Origin of the sequence: Paenibacillus sp. RC73 (genome assembly GCF_044908085.1) — a bacterium.
In the GTDB taxonomy this organism is placed as follows: domain Bacteria; phylum Bacillota; class Bacilli; order Paenibacillales; family Paenibacillaceae; genus Paenibacillus; species Paenibacillus terrae_A.
This window is the reverse complement of the sequence record NZ_JBIYCV010000008.1, coordinates 112392-130783: the sequence shown is the minus strand read 5'-3', so window position 1 is coordinate 130783 and position 18392 is coordinate 112392. Positions and strand designations below refer to the sequence as shown.

At 48.2% G+C, this 18392-nt stretch carries 19 protein-coding genes; 15 read left to right on the top strand and 4 right to left on the bottom strand.

Features of this window, described 5'->3' with window-relative positions; translation table 11 throughout:
* The first annotated feature begins 24 nt into the window (after nt 1-24).
* The 10 genes from ABH897_RS19625 (at nt 25) to ABH897_RS19580 (ending at nt 10507) form a co-directional block, all read left to right on the top strand.
* On the top strand, nt 25-1344 hold the full coding sequence (locus ABH897_RS19625) for a normocyte-binding protein (RefSeq protein ID WP_404520987.1): 1320 nt from the start codon (nt 25-27) through the stop codon (nt 1342-1344).
* The gene (locus tag ABH897_RS19620; protein ID WP_404520986.1) at nt 1341-2030 is read left to right on the top strand and encodes an iron-dependent peroxidase; all 690 of its coding nucleotides are present in this window, start codon (nt 1341-1343) and stop codon (nt 2028-2030) included. Before ABH897_RS19625 ends, ABH897_RS19620 begins: the two co-directional genes overlap by 4 nt.
* A gap of 31 nt (nt 2031-2061) precedes the next feature.
* On the top strand, nt 2062-4713 hold the full coding sequence (locus ABH897_RS19615; RefSeq protein ID WP_404520985.1) for a molecular chaperone: 2652 nt from the start codon (nt 2062-2064) through the stop codon (nt 4711-4713).
* A gap of 104 nt (nt 4714-4817) precedes the next feature.
* Nucleotides 4818-5330, top strand: coding sequence for an RDD family protein (locus tag ABH897_RS19610; protein ID WP_283657251.1), 513 nt, complete (start codon nt 4818-4820; stop codon nt 5328-5330).
* Nucleotides 5331-5390: 60 nt separating this feature from the next.
* Nucleotides 5391-5546, top strand: coding sequence for a hypothetical protein (locus tag ABH897_RS19605; protein ID WP_170970890.1), 156 nt, complete (start codon nt 5391-5393; stop codon nt 5544-5546).
* Between the two features lie 13 nt (nt 5547-5559).
* The gene (locus ABH897_RS19600; protein ID WP_283652903.1) at nt 5560-6336 is read left to right on the top strand and encodes a DNA and RNA helicase; all 777 of its coding nucleotides are present in this window, start codon (nt 5560-5562) and stop codon (nt 6334-6336) included.
* Nucleotides 6337-6706: 370 nt separating this feature from the next.
* Nucleotides 6707-7480 carry an RNA polymerase sigma factor gene (locus ABH897_RS19595; RefSeq protein WP_283652902.1) on the top strand — a complete coding sequence of 258 codons (774 nt, stop codon included), beginning with the start codon at nt 6707-6709 and terminating at the stop codon, nt 7478-7480.
* Between the two features lie 20 nt (nt 7481-7500).
* Nucleotides 7501-8082: an ATP-dependent Clp endopeptidase proteolytic subunit ClpP gene (clpP, locus tag ABH897_RS19590; protein WP_283652901.1), complete on the top strand. Its 582-nt coding sequence runs from the start codon at nt 7501-7503 to the stop codon at nt 8080-8082.
* A gap of 191 nt (nt 8083-8273) precedes the next feature.
* The gene (locus tag ABH897_RS19585; RefSeq protein ID WP_283652900.1) at nt 8274-8525 is read left to right on the top strand and encodes a hypothetical protein; all 252 of its coding nucleotides are present in this window, start codon (nt 8274-8276) and stop codon (nt 8523-8525) included.
* A 398-nt stretch (nt 8526-8923) separates the two neighbouring features.
* On the top strand, nt 8924-10507 hold the full coding sequence (locus ABH897_RS19580) for a cellulase family glycosylhydrolase (protein WP_283652899.1): 1584 nt from the start codon (nt 8924-8926) through the stop codon (nt 10505-10507).
* Between the two features lie 324 nt (nt 10508-10831).
* On the opposite strand, the gene ABH897_RS19575 is transcribed toward ABH897_RS19580, so the two are convergent.
* Entirely contained in the window at nt 10832-11836 is a 1005-nt protein-coding gene (locus tag ABH897_RS19575) for an LLM class flavin-dependent oxidoreductase (protein ID WP_404520984.1), read from the bottom strand.
* A gap of 172 nt (nt 11837-12008) precedes the next feature.
* Between ABH897_RS19575 and ABH897_RS19570 the strand changes: the two genes are divergently transcribed.
* Entirely contained in the window at nt 12009-12332 is a 324-nt protein-coding gene (locus ABH897_RS19570; protein ID WP_283652897.1) for a DUF3817 domain-containing protein, read from the top strand.
* 137 nt (nt 12333-12469) lie between these two features.
* Here ABH897_RS19570 and ABH897_RS19565 read toward each other — a convergent pair whose 3' ends face one another.
* Together ABH897_RS19565 and ABH897_RS19560 are read right to left on the bottom strand one after the other, a co-directional pair.
* Entirely contained in the window at nt 12470-13420 is a 951-nt protein-coding gene (locus tag ABH897_RS19565) for an acetylxylan esterase (RefSeq protein ID WP_404581299.1), read from the bottom strand.
* A 40-nt stretch (nt 13421-13460) separates the two neighbouring features.
* Nucleotides 13461-13724: a YkgJ family cysteine cluster protein gene (locus ABH897_RS19560; RefSeq protein WP_082067208.1), complete on the bottom strand. Its 264-nt coding sequence runs from the start codon at nt 13722-13724 to the stop codon at nt 13461-13463.
* A 297-nt stretch (nt 13725-14021) separates the two neighbouring features.
* Here ABH897_RS19560 and ABH897_RS19555 point away from each other — a divergent pair, with 297 nt between their 5' ends.
* A complete protein-coding gene (locus ABH897_RS19555; RefSeq protein WP_404520982.1) occupies nt 14022-14279 on the top strand; it encodes a GlsB/YeaQ/YmgE family stress response membrane protein in 258 nt (85 codons plus the stop codon).
* Between the two features lie 106 nt (nt 14280-14385).
* Here ABH897_RS19555 and ABH897_RS19550 read toward each other — a convergent pair whose 3' ends face one another.
* Nucleotides 14386-15687: an MFS transporter gene (locus ABH897_RS19550; RefSeq protein ID WP_404581298.1), complete on the bottom strand. Its 1302-nt coding sequence runs from the start codon at nt 15685-15687 to the stop codon at nt 14386-14388.
* A 297-nt stretch (nt 15688-15984) separates the two neighbouring features.
* Here ABH897_RS19550 and ABH897_RS19545 point away from each other — a divergent pair, with 297 nt between their 5' ends.
* From ABH897_RS19545 to ABH897_RS19535, 3 genes are all read left to right on the top strand, one after another.
* Nucleotides 15985-16836: an amino acid ABC transporter substrate-binding protein gene (locus ABH897_RS19545; RefSeq protein WP_404581297.1), complete on the top strand. Its 852-nt coding sequence runs from the start codon at nt 15985-15987 to the stop codon at nt 16834-16836.
* Between the two features lie 74 nt (nt 16837-16910).
* Nucleotides 16911-17579: an amino acid ABC transporter permease gene (locus ABH897_RS19540; RefSeq protein WP_404520979.1), complete on the top strand. Its 669-nt coding sequence runs from the start codon at nt 16911-16913 to the stop codon at nt 17577-17579.
* A 13-nt stretch (nt 17580-17592) separates the two neighbouring features.
* Nucleotides 17593-18345, top strand: a complete 753-nt coding sequence (locus ABH897_RS19535; protein ID WP_404520978.1) for an amino acid ABC transporter ATP-binding protein — start codon at nt 17593-17595, stop codon at nt 18343-18345.
* Nucleotides 18346-18392: the final 47 nt, after the last annotated feature.

The following is an 18392-nucleotide window of genomic DNA, read 5'->3' as shown; positions in this document are numbered from 1 at the left end:
GGAGCCGGAAAGGAGTGAGGCGTCGTGAAAGAGCTGGTGCAGGACCGTTTGAGCAAGATGGACGATTTGGAGCAGAGACGTTTGCTTAAAAATATGATGGCGGGGGTGTTTATGAACCTCGTCGAATACCAGGAAGAAATGACCCGCCAGCTGGAACGGCGGGTATTTGAGGAAATTGAGAATACGGAAGAGAAGTTTGACGTGTACGTGTCATTGACATCACGTGAGGACTATGATCCGATTCATGAATTTTTATTTCCGGTGTTGCCGACAGATACCAAGGACAAGGTGATGGATATCAGCCGTGTGGCAGAGGTCGTTCGGGAAGGCGGAGCGTTGCCGTTGTTTACTCTTTTTCTGGAGATGGAGACCGAGCAGATCACCGCGCTTGTACGCAGCAAACGGGTTTTCGGGGGAACATTGGTAACGGAAACCGGAAGCTATCCGATTCGTTTTCGTCTGGAACACAACCGTTCTTATATTTTAGAGATTGAGAAGCTGTATCTGATGTTCATGCAAAATGGCATGCCGTGGAAAACGATTAATCACCCGTACGCTTATAAATTTGTCGATTGTGTACTGGTTGGAGGAGAAGGCGAGCCTGACGCTGATGAGGAAATCCACGAAATTACGATCTCATTGGAGGAATTCGACGTTTTTAAGAAGGTGGATGTTTTTCCACTTTGGAACATTGAACGACTGTCTCTGAAAAACAGTGGTTTCCCAATACCAGCTATAGATCATGTGAACTATGAGCATGTGCTTCCTTTAAGTAAAACAGGACCTGAGCACGGCTACCTGATTGACGGAGTGGAAGGCGATATCCGGTATATCAAACGCACGGAAGAGGAACTGACGATTGTCACGCCACGTGATAAGTCCGGCGAATGGAATGTGTTGAAGGTTACGAAGCCCGTCCCAACGCGGCTTAGTCGTCAGACCTATCCGGTGTTGTCCAATCGGCGGCAGGACAGCTTTTTGGGCCGCTATGCAGGTAAACAGGCTGTGATCGTCCGGGCCAAAGCCGAAATTACACGCATTGTACACTCTTTTGAAGCTGCACAGGGATTGGAATTGGAGCGTGTGGACATTTGGGGAGGCACAGGCAGAAATGATGTGAGCAAGCTTTTATCCAAAACTCAGACGTATCCGTTAAATCCGTTTGTCAGTGACAACGTGCGGACCGAAGAAGGCAAGCAGATCATGCGATTGGGGTTCAGACACGCTTCTGCGGATGCTTCGCCAACATTTCCCGCTTATATTTTGTCCGACTTGATGAGCTTTCTGGTGTCGGAAGTGCAGATGTATTTCCCGGAATACAAATGTGAAGGAGAATGGCTGTGAATTACGTCTGGGATTTGCTTATGCGCGCGAGGGAACAGGAGTTAGATGTGAATAGCTTCCGGTTTGTACCCGCTGTTAGCTACTCCCCGTATATGGAGCTGAGTCTGACCGAGCTGAATACATCCGAGCTGGAGCAGGTGGTGGAAATCAATCCATACTACCGCTTTTATTCTATTTTTCGGGACCTGTTTCCGCCGGATGCTGAGGAGTACCTAGAGCTGAGAGAATCGCTGTTCGATATTATGATACATTTTCTGGCAGAAACTGATTTGTATCAGGGCATGAATCGGCGGGAGTACCATATCCGGTTTGTTCAGCGTGACATCGGGAACGGCATTTTTGGCCCGAAGGTGAGGGAAAGCTTTGCACAGTTAAACCGTGATGAGCAGGATGCGATTGCCGAAGGATTGCTGCGGCTGTATGAGACGGGGGAAGCTGTACATCTGCTAAAAGAAACGATGCGCCGCGTTTTTCACCGCTCGATCATTTATACCAATTGTGAGGAAAAGGACGAATTGCTCATCTATATCGGTCAGGAGGAAACGCAGTTATCACGGACCAAAGCAGATTTAATTCTGGATCTGTTTCTTCCGGCGCGTTTTACGATTGAGCTGTATTGGACACGTCATTTCGGTATTTTGGAGGCAGACCCGACGATGAAAATAGACGCTATTGCCCTCTATTAAGGCCAAATGGCAGAGAAAGGACATGTGAACGATGAACGGACCCTATACATACAGACTGCTTGACCCGCTCACCGATCGAAAAGGCATTCGCTTCACGGCGAAATACACGCGGGCGGAGCTAGAGCAAATGACAACCTTTCAGTTGCGCGGAATATGCGATAAGGAGCGGCTGGTCGAGGGCTTTGCTAATCGTCTGGCACGTGAGGAACTGATTCGTGTGATTCTGCGGTTTCGGAGTGCAGAGGAGCACCTGCTCATCACGCGGCCCAACCCCGGCGGCTTCGAGCGCATCGAATCGGCACTGCGGCAAAATTGGAATGATCGACGGCAGGAGAGCGGCGGTATCCGGGTTCCCGCCAAAATCACGCTGTATCAGGGTGTGCGTACAGGTCGAATGGACAATTACCGGATTGAATCCGACTTGCCCTGGCTGAATGCGTCTAATGTGCTGCTGGTGAATGCGGTAGGCGACCTGTGCGGTATTTTGAATTTGGTGAAGGACGAGGGGCGGACAGGCGTATATTACCTTTCCCGCCATCTCGACGCTGAACTGCGAGAGACGACCAACCATAATTACAGTCTGCTGTTTTTGCGAAGACAGGAATCGGAATATTTTTATAACCTCTACTATGGAGATAAGCCGATGCTGCCATTGAAGCTTCAAGGCCAACGTATTCCGGTGGCAGAGCTGATCATTCGCGGTACTGAAACGACAGATGCAGTATTGGCGGTTGATTTTGGCACCTCGAACACCACGGCAGGCGCATATCTGGACAGCTCCTATGTTACTGCCCCGGATGCGGGCATGAGCAGCACGGTACGGCTAAACGCGATCAACTATGTGTCCTTCCCCGGCCCGGAGGGAGCGGAGGGGGATTGGATCGAAGTGTTGCCGACCGCCATTCGTGTCGCGGACTGCTCTAACCCGGAGCATATCGTATATGTATTCGGAGAGGAAGCACTGCGTGGAACGGATGTAGCGGGCAGCCGGGCGACGGTACTACGGGGTATCAAGCGCTGGGTCAACGACTATAAGCGAACCGAGGAATTAATGGATTCCGAGGGGAATACGGCGACTGCTTCCCGCAGCGAAATTCTGGCGGCTTTTATACGCTATGTGATTGCCACAGCCGAGCAGCAATTCAAGTGCCGGTTTCGTAACCTTCATTTTTCAGCACCCGTCAAGCTGCAGCCTCAGTTTATCGAGATGTTTAGCGATATTTTACCGGATTATCGGATTGAAGCAGAGGATGCACTGGATGAAGGGCTGGCTGTGCTGTACAATACACTGGCAGACCAGATGGAACGAGGGACGTTTGCGGATGGTGAGGAATATCAGGCTCTTGTGATCGATTGTGGTGGAGGTACAACGGATTTATCATCCTGCCGATTTCGCATTGAGGATGGACGTATTGCCTATAAGCTGGATATCCACACCACGTATGAAAATGGGGATACCAATTTTGGCGGAAACAATCTGACGTATCGGATTATGCAGTTCATGAAAATTGTGTTTGCAGGCTATTATGCTGCGGAAACGCGATTGCCTGACACTGATATTGATGCCTTGATCGGCATTCCTTCAGGGGATTTGTACCGCCATGTGGATGAGTTTGGCGTAGATGCTGTGTATGCCGGACTGGAGGAACGTTATCGAGAGGCAGAGGCCATCTTGCCTACGGCATTCAAGCAGTACGAGCATGCCACACGGGATGAATATCAGCGGGTGCTAAGCAATTTTCATCTGCTGTGGAGCGCGGCGGAAAATATGAAAAAGGAATTTTTCTTACGCACAGGCATCCTGCGCAGCCGCTTCGAATCAGAGCAGGTATTTTCATCTGAAAGCGATCTGAACATTGCCGTGATGGATCGTTGGCTGGTTTCAGTCATCGAAAATGGACGTTTTCGTGATGAATATGGATTGCCTGATGTAGTGTTCAATATCCGTGAAATACAGCAGCTTCTCAAGGCGGATATCTATAATATTGTGCGTAAGTTTCTGGATGATTTTTATCAGGAGGGGCGCTTGCAGGATTACTCGATTATCAAGCTGACCGGGCAGTCCTGCCGAATTGATGTGTTCCGTGAGGCACTCAAGGAATTTGTGCCGGGGCGCAGTATTGAGTTCCGTCAGAAGGCGGAGGACCTGAGTCGGGTGCCCGAGCTGAAAATGGCCTGTCTGCGCGGCGCTATCCGTTACTTGAACGCCAAAAAAATGGGCACGATTGAGCCTGTCATTACCAATCATATTCCAGCTATTCCGTACACCGTCAGCGCATGGACGCATACGGGGCGCGAGAAGGAGCTGATTGCGAGCTTGGAAAGCAACCGCGTGCGCGGCTCTATTTCCAGGCCGTCCCATGCGGCCGAGGTGGAATTTTTCCTGACGGCGAACGGTGGCAAGCTGCGTCAGCGCCATGTGTACCGCAGTCGGCCAGAAGCCTTTGAGCCGATGCCATATGAGGAAATCGCCGTGCTGTACGGGCGGGATATTCCGCAGGATGATACCGACTCTATTCGCAACGGTGAGACGAAATATTTTGTTTTTGCAGGCGACAGCCGTTGGGGCTTTTATGTGGTGCCGGTTACCCGCCGGGATGAATTGCTGCATCTGGGACCCAAACGCTTTTTTGCCTTCGAAAACGATCTCTCCGAGCTGGATTTCTTTGACGGTACGAAGTAGGACAGGCCAACAGAGGCAGCATACAGCGCGATACGAAGACACTATGAAGTGCGAAATACCAGGAGACACCGTGGAATAAAAATACAATATATGGAGGATATAGTATGTTATACGCAGGTTTTTGGAAACGGGTTTTGGCGAGTATTATTGACAATCTGTTGATGTGGTTCGTGTTTATGATTCTGGGTCTGATCTGGTTTGTGATTCAAGCCATTGGGGACTGGGGGTCTTCTTCGGTGGAAACCTCTTTACTCACAGACGGATCGCCCCCTATTTTTACCATAAAGATGGTTGGACAGACTTTGCTTAATTGGGGTGCGCTGTGGCTGTATCACGCGATTATGGAATCTTCCAAATGCAAAGCCTCGGTGGGCAAGCTGGCTCTCGGGATCGTCGTGGTAGATGAGTTTAACCAGAGGCTCAGCTTTGGACGTGCCAGTGCCCGCCATTGGAGTAAGTTTATATCCGCTATCATTCTGTGCATCGGCTTTATCATGACAGCCTTTACAGCTAGAAAACAAGCCCTTCACGATCTGATCGCTCGTACCTACGTCGTGGATAAACGCGAGCTGAATCATATCCTGCGTGAGCAGGCCGAGCGGGGAGCCGGGCTGTAAAGGTAGATAAATAGATCTTAAAATCCTAATGAATCGCAGTTTTCAATCAGGGGGAGCACGATGGATATACGCAGATTTTTAGAAAAGAATTTTCGCCTGTTTACTGGATTACTCGGAGGAAGTAAAGCTCAGCCCACCGATGATGGAGTTACTGTTCCACCTCCTGCGCCCGGTGTGAATCGGCTGTCTGTTCCCCTGAATAAAGAAGAATTGTGAAAGGAGGGAAACCATGTTAACCCATATCGTTCCGAAGTTTGAGAAAGGCCGTATTCTTAAAACCGAGATGCTGGAAAATCTGCGAGATTATCCTCGCAGTTTTCTGGATATCCGGTATCAGGATTATTCGGATGGCATTATTACCGGGATGAACGTCACTGTCGGGGAGCACACGCTGACCATTGGCAGAGGCATTGTAAAGCACAAGGGCAGGCTGTACCTGCTGGAGCAAGAGCAGGAAGTACCATATAAGGCTATGGGGCGGCTGTCGGTGTTGAAGCTGCTATTTATGGAACAAACGGATCGACCGGATTTCACTGTTCATCATGCGGATATTGTGCTGGAGGATGAGCCAGAGCTGGGTCTGGATGAACTGGAGCTGGGCAGGTTTAAGCTCAAAGATGGAGCCGTGCTTCGCTCGGATTATCAGGATTTTGCTGATATGGCTACCGAATTCAATACATGGAGCGATATCCATGCTCCCTTTGCAGGCTTGCATCAAAGTACATTGCGCCCGGAAACGATGCGGTATTTTGCATCCGAGCTGCTTAAAAGTGGCGCAACCGATCCGATGGATTGTATGTTTGCGCTCATGTGCCTGAACCTGGAAGCCGTGGACAGAGAATCAATCCAGCATTACATTGCAAACCGAAGCGGTGCGGAATACAGAGACTATTCCCAGGTACAGCTACACAGACAGTTGGTTCTTATTCTGGAAGGCGCTGGACGGGGGAAACGTACAGCAGGGCGTTGGCAAGGCGGCGGAGCCGGACGGATGATTGTGGATTAGTCTCAAAATTTGACAAAGCCCTCAATATGGAAGTAGGATGCTTTAACGTATTCTTTTAAATAAAAATTTACATATGTCCAAAAGTAGGAATAAAGTCGCTGGGGCTATTAGACACTCGTTTGATGAATTGAAACTTCCTTTATTTGCGAAAAATCGACATTCATTTTGACAGAGGTAGATGTGTTGAAGGGAGTTATAAGTAAATGGAGTTGCCGTAGCAACGAACTAGGCCTCGTGAATCAGCTGTTTTTTGTTTATTTTACTTGTTACAATAAAACCATTAAACGACCGTATCCTTTTGATATGTAATTCCGTCTACCTCAATGAAACACTCAAACTCAAATGGACTGAACAAAGGGGGGCCCCAAATATGGCCTTTGTGATATCCGAACGGATGAAAAATGAATCTTCCCACTCTAAGGGAAATGAACCATTCCAAAAAGTACTTCCTGCGTTGTATCGCTACTGTCTTTCGTTGACAGGCTCCACATGGGATGCGGAGGATTTGGCGCAGGCGACTTTTCTGCATATGCTGCAATCTGAGAAAAAACTGCATGAGCTGGAAAATGGCGAGGCTTATTTAATACGTTCCGCGCGGAATCGATGGATTGATGATATTCGCAGGCAAAATGCTCAAAAGCGCCTGTCTGCGCCTGGCGAAGGAGATTATACTCGAAAGTATGATGAGCCTTCACCGAGTTATGAAGAAAATTACACACCAGATCTGGAACTGGCGCTTCAATATTTAATGACACATGTATCAACATGGCAGCGGACCATCTTGGTGCTGCGGGATGTATGGGGCTATACGGCGTCGGAAACGGCAAAGATGCTGAATACGACGGAAGGTGCGGTAAAAGCGGCCTTAAGCCGGGCCCGCGCTTTGCTTGCCCAGAAGCACAAAGAGGGAAATGGGCTGGAGTCTGTAACCCTACCTGAGCATGAAGAGGAGCGGGAATGGCTTAAGGCTTATTTGGCGGCCTTTTGTGCAGGAGACGCACAACGCTGGATTGCGCTTGGCTTGAACGATATGGCTGAGCCAATAGCGATTGCCGGATCTGTGCTGTATCAGAGCTTTTATTCTTCTGGCGCTCAAATGAACTCTAATCCTTCCCATGGCATGCAGGCTAGGATGGCCGCTTAACAAGAGGGGGGTTTTGGCAAATGAGCACCATTCCTTATGTAATTGAGCAAACGAGTCGCGGAGAGCGAAGCTATGATATTTATTCCCGGCTATTAAAGGATCGTATCATTATGGTGTCGGGTGAGATTGAGGATCAAATGGCAAATGTCATTGTAGCGCAACTGTTGCATCTTACCGCCGAGGATTCCGAGAAGGACATACAGATGTATATTAACAGTCCGGGCGGGTCCATTTCAGCGGGGTTTGCCATTTATGATACGATGCAATTTGTGAAAAATGATATATCTACCATATGCACAGGCATGGCAGCGAGCTTTGGTACGATTTTGCTGACCGGAGGCACGAAGGGCAAGCGGATGGCGCTGCCCAACAGTGAGATTATGATTCACCAGCCGTTGGGCGGAGCCAAGGGACAAGCTTCGGATGTGCTGATTTACGCCGAGCGTCTGATCAAGAGCCGGAAACAGTTGAACCGTATTTTGGCAGATCATACCGGGCAACCGCTGGAGTGTGTGGAAAAAGATACCGATAGAGATCACTTCCTTACGGCTGAGGAAGCGGTAGCATATGGCTTGGTGGATCAAATTGTTACTCGGATCTAGCCTTTATTGAAAAATTTCATGTAGTCCCTCGCTAATTCTGAAAAAATTCAAGGTTTGTTCATTGCAATTTCAAAACAATAGGTTTATAATTTCAAACGGATTCAAAGGGGCTTATCCCGGAATCCATGGGAATTCATCCTATCTGAGCTTGCGTGTGCATGCTCAAATAAGAATTAAGCGAGGGATTTACAATGAAAACCTGCTGCACCATCCAGGTAGACGAAGACAGTTTAGTTATTGATTTGCCGGAAGAAGGAACCACGCTGGACTCCCTGCTCGGTGATATTGAGAGCTGTGGTGGAAGTGAAGAGCCTTGGCTGCAACTGATCGACAAGGTAATGGGCAACTCATCTGAGACTATACTGACAGGTCAAGTGACGGATGGCGGCGATACGAAGGAAGATCAGACGATCAAAAAACCTCAGGCAGCCGCTCAGGGGTAATAGGCAGATCATACGTTAATACGATATTTTTAACACGATCCGATTCACATACATGATCATGTATAAGACTGCTATACCGGGCCGAAGGGCATGGGGGAGCAGTCTTTTTTTTAGGCTTTTTAGAAGTTTTAGGATCCTTTTTCGTAGTGGCAAAATTCGTCAAATTTCGCAATTTTCAGGTGGGTCTTTTGTCCCGAAACCGTGACTTCCTGTTCATTTTCCACCATAAAGTCGAAATATAACATGGAACTAACTATAATAGTAGTAACATCCATATACAGGTAAGTGACACCTAATGTTGGACCTGATCCTCTTGCTGTATAAAGGAGGGGAGCGAAAAGGCGGAGAACAACGTACTGATAAGCTTATCCACTTTATTAAAAGGAAGGAATGTGTAAATGATGAATGGGCAATGGGTCCTGCCAAGGATCGCAAAAAGAGTAGCGGTGATGTTAACTGCGGTGTTACTGTTGACGTTAACGAACGGATTTAACTGGAATGCGCAGACCGCAGAGGCTGCCGGGACAACTCCCGTGGAGCGTTACGGACAACTTTCAGTGAAGAATGGTAAGCTGGTGGATAAAACCGGGAAGCCTGTGCAGCTCAAAGGGATCAGCTCTCATGGTGTCCAATGGTTTGGGGATCTGGTGAATGAGGACTCGATGAAATGGCTGCGGGACGACTGGGGCATTTCCGTGTTCCGGGTTGCGCTATACACCGAGGAAGATGGTTATATTGCCAATCCTTCATTAAAAAATAAAGTGAAGGAAGCCATTGAAGCAGCACAGAAGCTGGGATTATACGTTATTATTGACTGGCACATTCTCTCGGATGGTGATCCGAACATTCATAAAAATGAAGCCAAGGCTTTCTTTAATGAATTTGCAACTCAGTACGGGAATTTGCCAAACGTGATCTACGAGCTTGCCAACGAACCGAACGGGAACGTGAACTGGAACAACCAAATTCGTCCTTATGCGTTGGAGGTATCCCAGGTTATTCGAGCCAAGGACCCGGACAATATTATTATTGCAGGTACAGGCATGTGGAGTCAGGATGTACACGATGCAGCAGATAACCCACTTCCAGACAAAAATACGCTGTACACCGTGCATTTCTATGCGGGTACGCACGGACAATACCTGCGGGATCGCGTCGATTACGCGCTGAACAAGGGCGTGGGCATATTTGCTACGGAATGGGGAACCAGTGATGCTTCGGGTAACGGGGGGCCGTTCCTGAATGAGTCTAAGGTATGGACAGATTTCCTGGCTAGTCGTGGAATCAGTTGGGCAAACTGGTCGTTGGCCGATAAAAATGAAACCTCTGCTGCGCTTTTACCTGGCGCTAACCGTAAAGGGGGATGGCCTGATTCACAATTGTCAGCTTCCGGTAAATTCGTAAAACAAGCCATTCTGGAAGGCTCCAACAACAATAATGGAGGCGGAAACAATGGTGGCGATAACGGTGGTGGAAACAACGGCGGCGATAACGGCAACGGAGGAAGCACACCAGGCGGGGACGATCAAGGGATTGTGCTTCAGTATCGCACCGGAGACACGAATACCAAGGATAACGCAATCCGCCCTGAATTTAATATCAAAAACACAGGAAAAACGGCTGTCAAGCTGAGTGATTTGAAAATTCGCTACTATTACACAGATGAAAGCAAACAAGGTCAGCAATTATTTGTAGACTGGGCCAAGGTTGGAAATGAAAAGGTAAAATCGACTTTTGTAACATTGCCAGAGCCGAAGGCCAAGGCTGATAAATATGTGGAAATTTCATTTACTGATGGAGCGGGTACTATTCAGCCCGGCGGGGAAAGCGGAGAAATTCAACCCCGTATCCATGCTGCGAACTGGAGCAATTTTGATGAAACCAATGATTATTCGTATGGTTCCAGCCAAACTGCCTTCGCAAACTGGGACCGTGCAACCGTTTATCAACAGGGCAAGCTGGTATGGGGTATAGAGCCTTAAGGCACAACAGGGATCATGCCCGGAATGAGTAATGAACATGGGACTTTTGGGTCCATACTTTTCAATATTGGATTATATAGTATGCGCCTTTGGTATATGTGTACTGGAACTTTAGGAGGGCGATTTAAGAACTTTGGTTCCGGTGTTCATACTACTAAAGTACCATATGATATTCGACTTTAGTGGTGCTTGAACTACTTCCATAGCACAGAGGGCTTGGTCCTAATGGACCGTCCCTTAACAAAGAACCCCCGTGTTTGCCATTACAGGCAGGCGGGGGTTCTTTACGTTTCCAAATATAGGTATTTCTAGGTTCAATCGTGTTTAAGCTAAATTAAAAGCTTTGGCCAGCAGACGATAGGACTGAACGCGCTTATCAAAGTCATGAATGGATGAGACAACTAGCAGCTCATCGGTACGATACTGCTCAGCCAAGCGCAGTAATTGCTCCTTACACTGATCGGGTGTACCGACAACGCGCCATGATGCTGACTGACGCAGTCGCTCGCGATCAAACTCCGTGTACGGATAGGACAGCGCTGTTTTCACTGATGGCAGTGAAGTCATTTCTTTGCCTTGCATAAGCAACAGGAAAAACAGGCTGGCGCTGGAAGCCAACTGCTCGGCCTCTTCTGTAGTTTCGGCGCATGACACAGTAACTGCCGCCATGGAGCGGGGCTTATCGCCCAGGATGGAAGGCTGATACTGATCGTGGTAACGTGCGGTAGCTTCTACCCCACCTGGTGTGCCGAAAAATTGGGCAAAGGCATAGGATGCGCCCATCATCGCGGCTAATCTTGCGCTTTCTCCACTGGAACCGAGCAGCCACAGTTCAGGAATGGTCGAAATCGTCGGTGCCGCATGAAGTCCGGCAAACCGATGGTTGGCAGGCACAGAATCATGGAAATAATCAATTAAATCGAGAATCTGTTGTGGATATTGCTCGACGGATTGGTACTTACCTTCCTGCAAGGCACGTGTTGCCAGCGGCAAACCGCCCGGAGCACGTCCCAGACCCAGGTCAATTCGACCCGGATGAAGCGCCTCCAGCAGCCGGAAATTCTCAGCGACTTTATATGCGCTGTAGTGTGGCAGCATAATACCGCCTGAGCCGACACGAATACGTGACGTATTCGCAGCCAAATGTGCGATCAGCACCTCAGGACTGGAGTGTGCAAGCATTTTGGACGCATGATGCTCAGACACCCAATAACGGCTATATCCCAGCTTGTCGGCTTCACGCGCTAACGCAGTTGTATGGGATAAGGCATCCTGAGCAGTACCACCTTCAGGAATATGAGACTGGTCCAGTATACCCAGTTTAAGCATTTTGCAATCACCTCTTACACAACTGTATCAGACACAACTCATTTGGTCAAAACTTGAAGTTGGATTATTTGGAGTTGAAGCTGAATCGGTTGGAGTTTAGGAATCTTTTCGTTATAATGAAAGAAGTGCAGGATGAGAGAACATCCTTGCTTTTGGAAAGGGGAACGAATTTGTGTTAAGAACACCTTTGGGGCGTGTCCGACTCATGCTCTGGATTCAAGGTATAGCGTATTTGGCAATACTATTCACCCATCAGCCGCTGCAAGCTGCGGGCATGACCCAGACAGTCATGGTGATCGGTAACATATACCGGATCAGCTTTTTGCTGCTCCTCGTCGCTTTGATCTATGGCAAAACAGCACTGAATTGGTCCCTACGGCGGCCTCTATTCATTATGTTTGCGTCCTTCATTCCTTTTGGTCTGATCATTATGGATTGGATTTGGGTGAAAAAATGGACAGGGGATTCGGCAGCAGAACAGCGAGCCGCATCGTAATAATTTAGTAAAGGTCGAGTGAGATTCGAGGATCTGCTCCTTAAGCCCCTCAAGCGGGACTAGCCCCGGTGCAGCAGAGAAGAGAGCATTGCGCAGATTGACGCGTGGTGTTCTTTTTTTGTGCACCGGAAACTAATTTAATTGAATGCCTTCACTAAAAACTCAGCAGTTTTACGTCTTTGAAAGCCGTCCACCCAATGACCGGTAAATGGATAAATTTCAATCGTTTTGGGCGATTCAATGCGATTATATGCGGCAAAAATCGTTTCCGGCATACATACGGTATCCTTGAGTCCCACCGATACCATGACAGGAATATGAATGCGATGAGCAAGATTCATCACGTCAAAATAACTTAATGTATGTAGCACCTGCTCCAAATGCTCTGGAAATCGGTTTGCGAATTCGGCAGCTTCCGTCAGCGAGCTGGTAGAATTCATCATACCAAAATCCATATGGCACATATTAGGAATGTCAGCCACCGTAACAGCAGCTTTATCACTGAGTGCAGCTACCATTAATGCAAGTCCGCCGCCCTGGCTAGCCCCAGAGATTACAATTTTGCTCGCATCCACATCCGGCTGCTCTGCCACCCAATCTACGGCTCTGAGGGCATCTGTCGTTATCGTTTTGTAGTAGCAGGTATCCTTATCCAGGATTCCTTTCGTTACCCAGCCTTTAACCGTACCATGAGGATCATCCAAACGATCTCCTGTTTCACCACCCTGACCGCGTACATCTACGGCAAATACAGCAAAGCCAAGCATCAGCCAGGACGAGTAATCCTCAGGATAGCCCTTGCCACCTGTGTAGCCATGGAAAAGGACAATACACGGCAGCTTTTGATTTCCGGCAAATTGGGGGCGTATATACCATGCATGCAGCGGCGTATCATCTACACCTTCAAAGGTAACCCGTGAGGCATGAATATGAGGATACGGCGTTTCCACTGGTGTTTTGAACGCACACACGGGTTTAGCCTGTACATCTTCCAGTGTTTTGTCCCAGAACTGCTCGATGTCCTTCGGGGCGGTCAGATCCGGTTGATACTGCTTCAATTCGGCAATTCTTTTTTCAATGAAATTCATAGTGAAAAAATCCTCCTTCATATATAGAACGAGTATCTACTCAAGCTTTACCCGGTAGAGTAGACTCTTCCAGCTCTCTCAGCAGCTCAAATGCTTCTTCGTTTGTGCTTCCGCACGTATCCTCATCAGCATGAAATCCACTGCATACGGCTGGCCGCTCAGGCTTGCCAAACAATCGGCAACGGTTATCCGAAGTGAGCTGTGGGCAAGGGACACCAGCCGGTTTTCCATCAGGCATGCCGGGAATAGGAGATGAAATCGTAATAGCAATACAGCACGCGGCGCATCCGACACGACACTCCAGTTGGGGTCACTCCTTATCATCTGTTATTTTTGCAACGTATGCATGAAGCGACTTCAATGAAGCCATAATGTGAGGATGGCACAAAAAAAGCAGGAATACAAGGATGACTGTATTTTATACACGCTTTTCACACAAGGGTTATAAATAAGCAGTTAGGCACGTAGGATGGTATCAAGCTCCTAAGTCATTGTTCTGTTCATTAGGTAATATTAACCATTTGTGCTCAACGTGTTCAAAAGGAGTTCGAGTGGTTAATAATAGAACACAACGATAAAAACTTAAATGAGGTGAAGTAAAATGAGTTGGTTATGGGCATTGATTGTTGGAGGTATTATTGGTTGGTTGGCAGGAATTATCGCAGGTCGTGATGTTCCGGGTGGCGTGATTGGTAACATTATCGCTGGTTTTATCGGTGGATGGTTGGGTGGCTTGATTCTGGGCGACTGGGGTCCTGAAATCGGATCGTTCTACATTGTCCCTGCATTAATTGGTGCGATTGTGCTGGTTGTTATCGTAAGCTTGATCTTCCGTTCCATTGGACGGAGCAGGGGCTAACACATAAAACATCGATTCCACTAGCCCTTATAGGGCATAAGGCTACAAAATGAAAAGAAGCTGCTTCCCGCAAGGTTCGCAAATGAACCTGCAGGAGCAGCTTTTTTTATTGAAACCGCCTGATATGAGGCACACATAAAACGCCCAACACGATGCACATGCCAACGGTTGAAAACAGACCGATAGTGAAAATGCCGCCAAGCTTGTCCGCCATCGCACCCACAGCCAGATAGCCTACAGGCAGTAAGGCAAAGGAAAACATTAGATCCAGACTGGCTACACGGCCAAAGGATTCGGCGGGAACCATTTCCTGAAGGCTTGTTTCCCATATGATCGCAAATATCATAATGCCGAACCCTTCAAGCATCATGCTCATAATCAGTCCCGGCATCCAGGTGACTACAGACAACAATAATAAAGCAAGCCCGCTGACAAAAGCCCCGAGGTAAGCGAGCAGGCCGCGATGCTTCCAGTGCTTGCGCGACCCGTATACAAAGGCACCCAGCATAGCGCCGACGCCGCTACTTGCCATCGCAACGCCATACACGACTGGACTGTAGCTATGATGAACCTTGAACAGCCACGGAATGAGTACTGCAATAATGCCTGAGTAACAAATATTAATGAAGGAAAAAGCCAGAATCGTAATCCACAGCCACGGATGACTTTTAAGAATCGTAAAGCCCGCAATAAAATCTTTGAGAAAATGCTGACCTTCCTGATCCTGTTGTTCTGCATTTGCCTGGCGCTCACCGATGAGCGAGGCCAAATGACTGCTCAGCATCCAGAAGCAGGCAAAAGATATCAGATAGGCGACAGAATCCAGACCAAAGCCGACCCCTGGTGAGGTGAAGGATACAATGAAGCCGCCCAGTGGAGGGCCGAGAAGGCGGACGGCTTGAATACTAATCTGACTGAGCGCGTTAGCCGCATTGCGAATGTCCGGCGTAAACACCTGTGCGCGCAGGGCAGAATAAGCCGGATTAAAGATACCGTCCATCAATCCGTATAAGGCAAGGCCAACGAACAGATACGGCAGTTTCATCCCGTCGGTAAACATCAGCACCGCCGCAGCGAACATCAGCCCAAAGCGGGCAATGTTGGTGAACAGAAGCAGACGGATTCGGTCGATCCGATCTACAATCATCCCTGCAAAGGGCAGAATAAGCACGTTAGGCAGCATATAGACAGTCATCGCCAGGCCCATGATTGTAGTCGAGCCCGTCAGGGAATAGATAACCAGTGGCAAAATGACGGTGGTGACTGAGGTTCCCAGCATAGCGATCCAATGTCCAAGCCACAGAAGAGTGAACGCTTTGGATTGCCTTAAAGGCGAAGTGAAGGTGGCCCAAGCTGAACGTCTTCCTTCGGGTGAAGCAGAGGATAGGGTTGAATTTTGGGTTTCCATAATGCCTTCCTTTCAATCGAAAACGAGGTAAATATTACTAATCTTCATATTGAAATCAATTATACGAAACCTTGGACGTAAAGGTACAGAAAAAAGTTACTGTGAGGATAGATAAAATGAATAGTCTGTCTATGAATGAGTCAACCTAGGATAACTTTGAGCCCAGAAATGCTATAGCTCACCTTTTGCATAGGGATTATTGGATAAAAGCATTGACGTGTAAAAATGAATGATGTACTATTCAATGAGCCAGCTAAGTGCTAGGTTATCAAGAAAAAGGAAAAGAGTGTGGTTAACATGAAAAAATTTAGATTTTTACCAGTCGTACTGATCGTAATGGCTTTGCTGGTTTCGGCCTGCGGCAACAACGATAAAGGTACTAATTCAAATAATGCTTCTACCGGGGATGCCGGGTCTACTAATGGAAAAGCAGATTCAACCGCCATAGCTACTTTGGAATCTGTAAAAGCGAGCGGCAAGCTGCGAATCGGTACGGAAGGTACCTATGCTCCATTTACCTACCATGATGCTGCTGGTAAGCTGACAGGCTTCGACATCGATATTGCAACTGAAGTAAGTAAGCGTCTGGGCGTACAGCCGGAGTTTATCGAGACGCAATGGGATGGTATATTCGCGGGATTGAACTCCAAACGGTTTGACACGGTGTTCAATGAAGTGTCCATTACCGATGAGCGCAAGCAAAAATACGATTTCTCCGATCCGTACATTGTCTCCAAGGCAGTGCTGATCGTGAGCGAGGATAATAATGACATCAAAAAGTTTGCTGATCTGAAAGGTAAAAAGGCCGGGCAATCCCTGACCAGTAACCTGACTCAAATCGCGAAGAGCAATGGCGCGGAAATTGTGGCAACGGATGGATTCAATCAGGCGATTGATCTCCTGACATCCAAACGAGTGGATGCGACCGTCAATGATGGTTTGTCCTATCTTGATTTGAAGAAGCAAAAGCCTGACGCTCCCATCAAAAAGGTAGATGAATCTCCAGATGCTTCACACAGCGCGGCTGTTTTTAATAAAGGCAGTGAAGACTTGATCAAGGAAGTCAACAAAGCGCTGGCTGACATGAAGGCTGACGGTACGTATCTGAAAATTTCCGAGAAATATTTTGGATCCGACGTATCCAAATAACACACGAATAACCGGAGTCTCGCCATGTCGAACCGGACTTTCGCAAACTTATCTTTTTAAAGGATGTCTGCACAATGGATGATCGCCAGATACAAATTATTATCGATTCATTACTGCCTCTGCTGAAAGCAGGGGTTTCTTTCACGATTCCGCTCACACTTATCTCTTTTGCTCTGGGCTTGATACTGGCGCTGGTTACGGCGTTGGCTCGACTGTCCAAATGGAAAGTACTTAAGCTGATTTCCGGCTTCTATGTGTGGGTGATTCGGGGAACACCGTTGTTGGTGCAATTGTATATTATTTTCTACGGCTTGCCTTCAGTTGGCATTACGCTGGACCCTTTCATTGCTTCAGTGATCGGCTTTACGCTCAGCGTGGGGGCTTATGGCTCCGAAATTATGCGTGCGGCTATCATATCCATTCAGGAAGGTCAATGGGAGGCTGGCTACTCCTTGGGGATGACGCGCTGGCAAGTGCTGCGACGTATCGTGCTTCCGCAAGCAGCCCGTGTGTCCGTACCGCCGTTAGCGAATTCTTTCATCAGTTTGGTCAAGGATACTTCGCTAGCTGCGACGATCACCTATGTGGAAATGTTCAGAACAGCTAACCAGATTGTAGCCACCACGTATGAGCCGTTATTGGTGTATACCGAGGCGGGGGTTATTTATCTGCTGTTTAGCACCGTATTGACCGTGCTGCAAAATTACCTGGAGAAGCGGCTGAGACGTTTTTCCGTCAGATAAAGGAGATTGTACGGTGATCCAAATTCGGAATATACACAAATCGTTCGGCTCGCTGGAAGTGCTGAAGGGTGTTAATGTGACGTTGGATAAAGGGAAGGTGCTGGTAATCATCGGCCCGTCCGGCTCTGGAAAAACAACGCTTTTGCGCTGTCTGAATTTGCTGGAGGTTCCCGATCAGGGTGAGATTCAGGTGGGGGATATTGCACTGAATTTTGCCAAAGGAACGAAGCTGCGGCAGGAAAGCATCTTGGCGCTGCGCAAGCGAACGGGTATGGTGTTTCAATCCTACAACCTGTTTCCGCATATGACAGCAGTTCAAAACGTAATGGAGGGACAAGTCACCGTTCAAAAGAAAAACAAGGACGAGGCACGCAAACGCGCATTGGAGCTGCTTAAAAAGGTGGGACTGGCTGACAAAGCGGAATCCTATCCCCATCAGTTGTCGGGCGGACAGCAGCAACGCGTCGGTATTGCCCGGGCAATGGCGGTCGAACCTGAGGTGCTATTGTTCGACGAGCCGACCTCTGCGCTTGACCCCGAGCTGGTAGGTGAGGTGCTTAAAGTTATGAAGCAACTGGCTGCCGAAGGCATGACCATGGTCATTGTCACCCATGAAATGAAGTTTGCCGCTGAGGTCGCGGACCATGTGATTTTGATGGATCAGGGTGTGATCGTTGAACAGGGGACGCCACATAAGGTTCTGGAGCAGCCCACCAGTTCACGAGCTATTCAGTTTTTAAATCGGTTGAGCGGGGAAACAGAATAAAAATGAAGCTGGAAAAAAGAAGAACCTCTAAATGCGCCATTATGGGC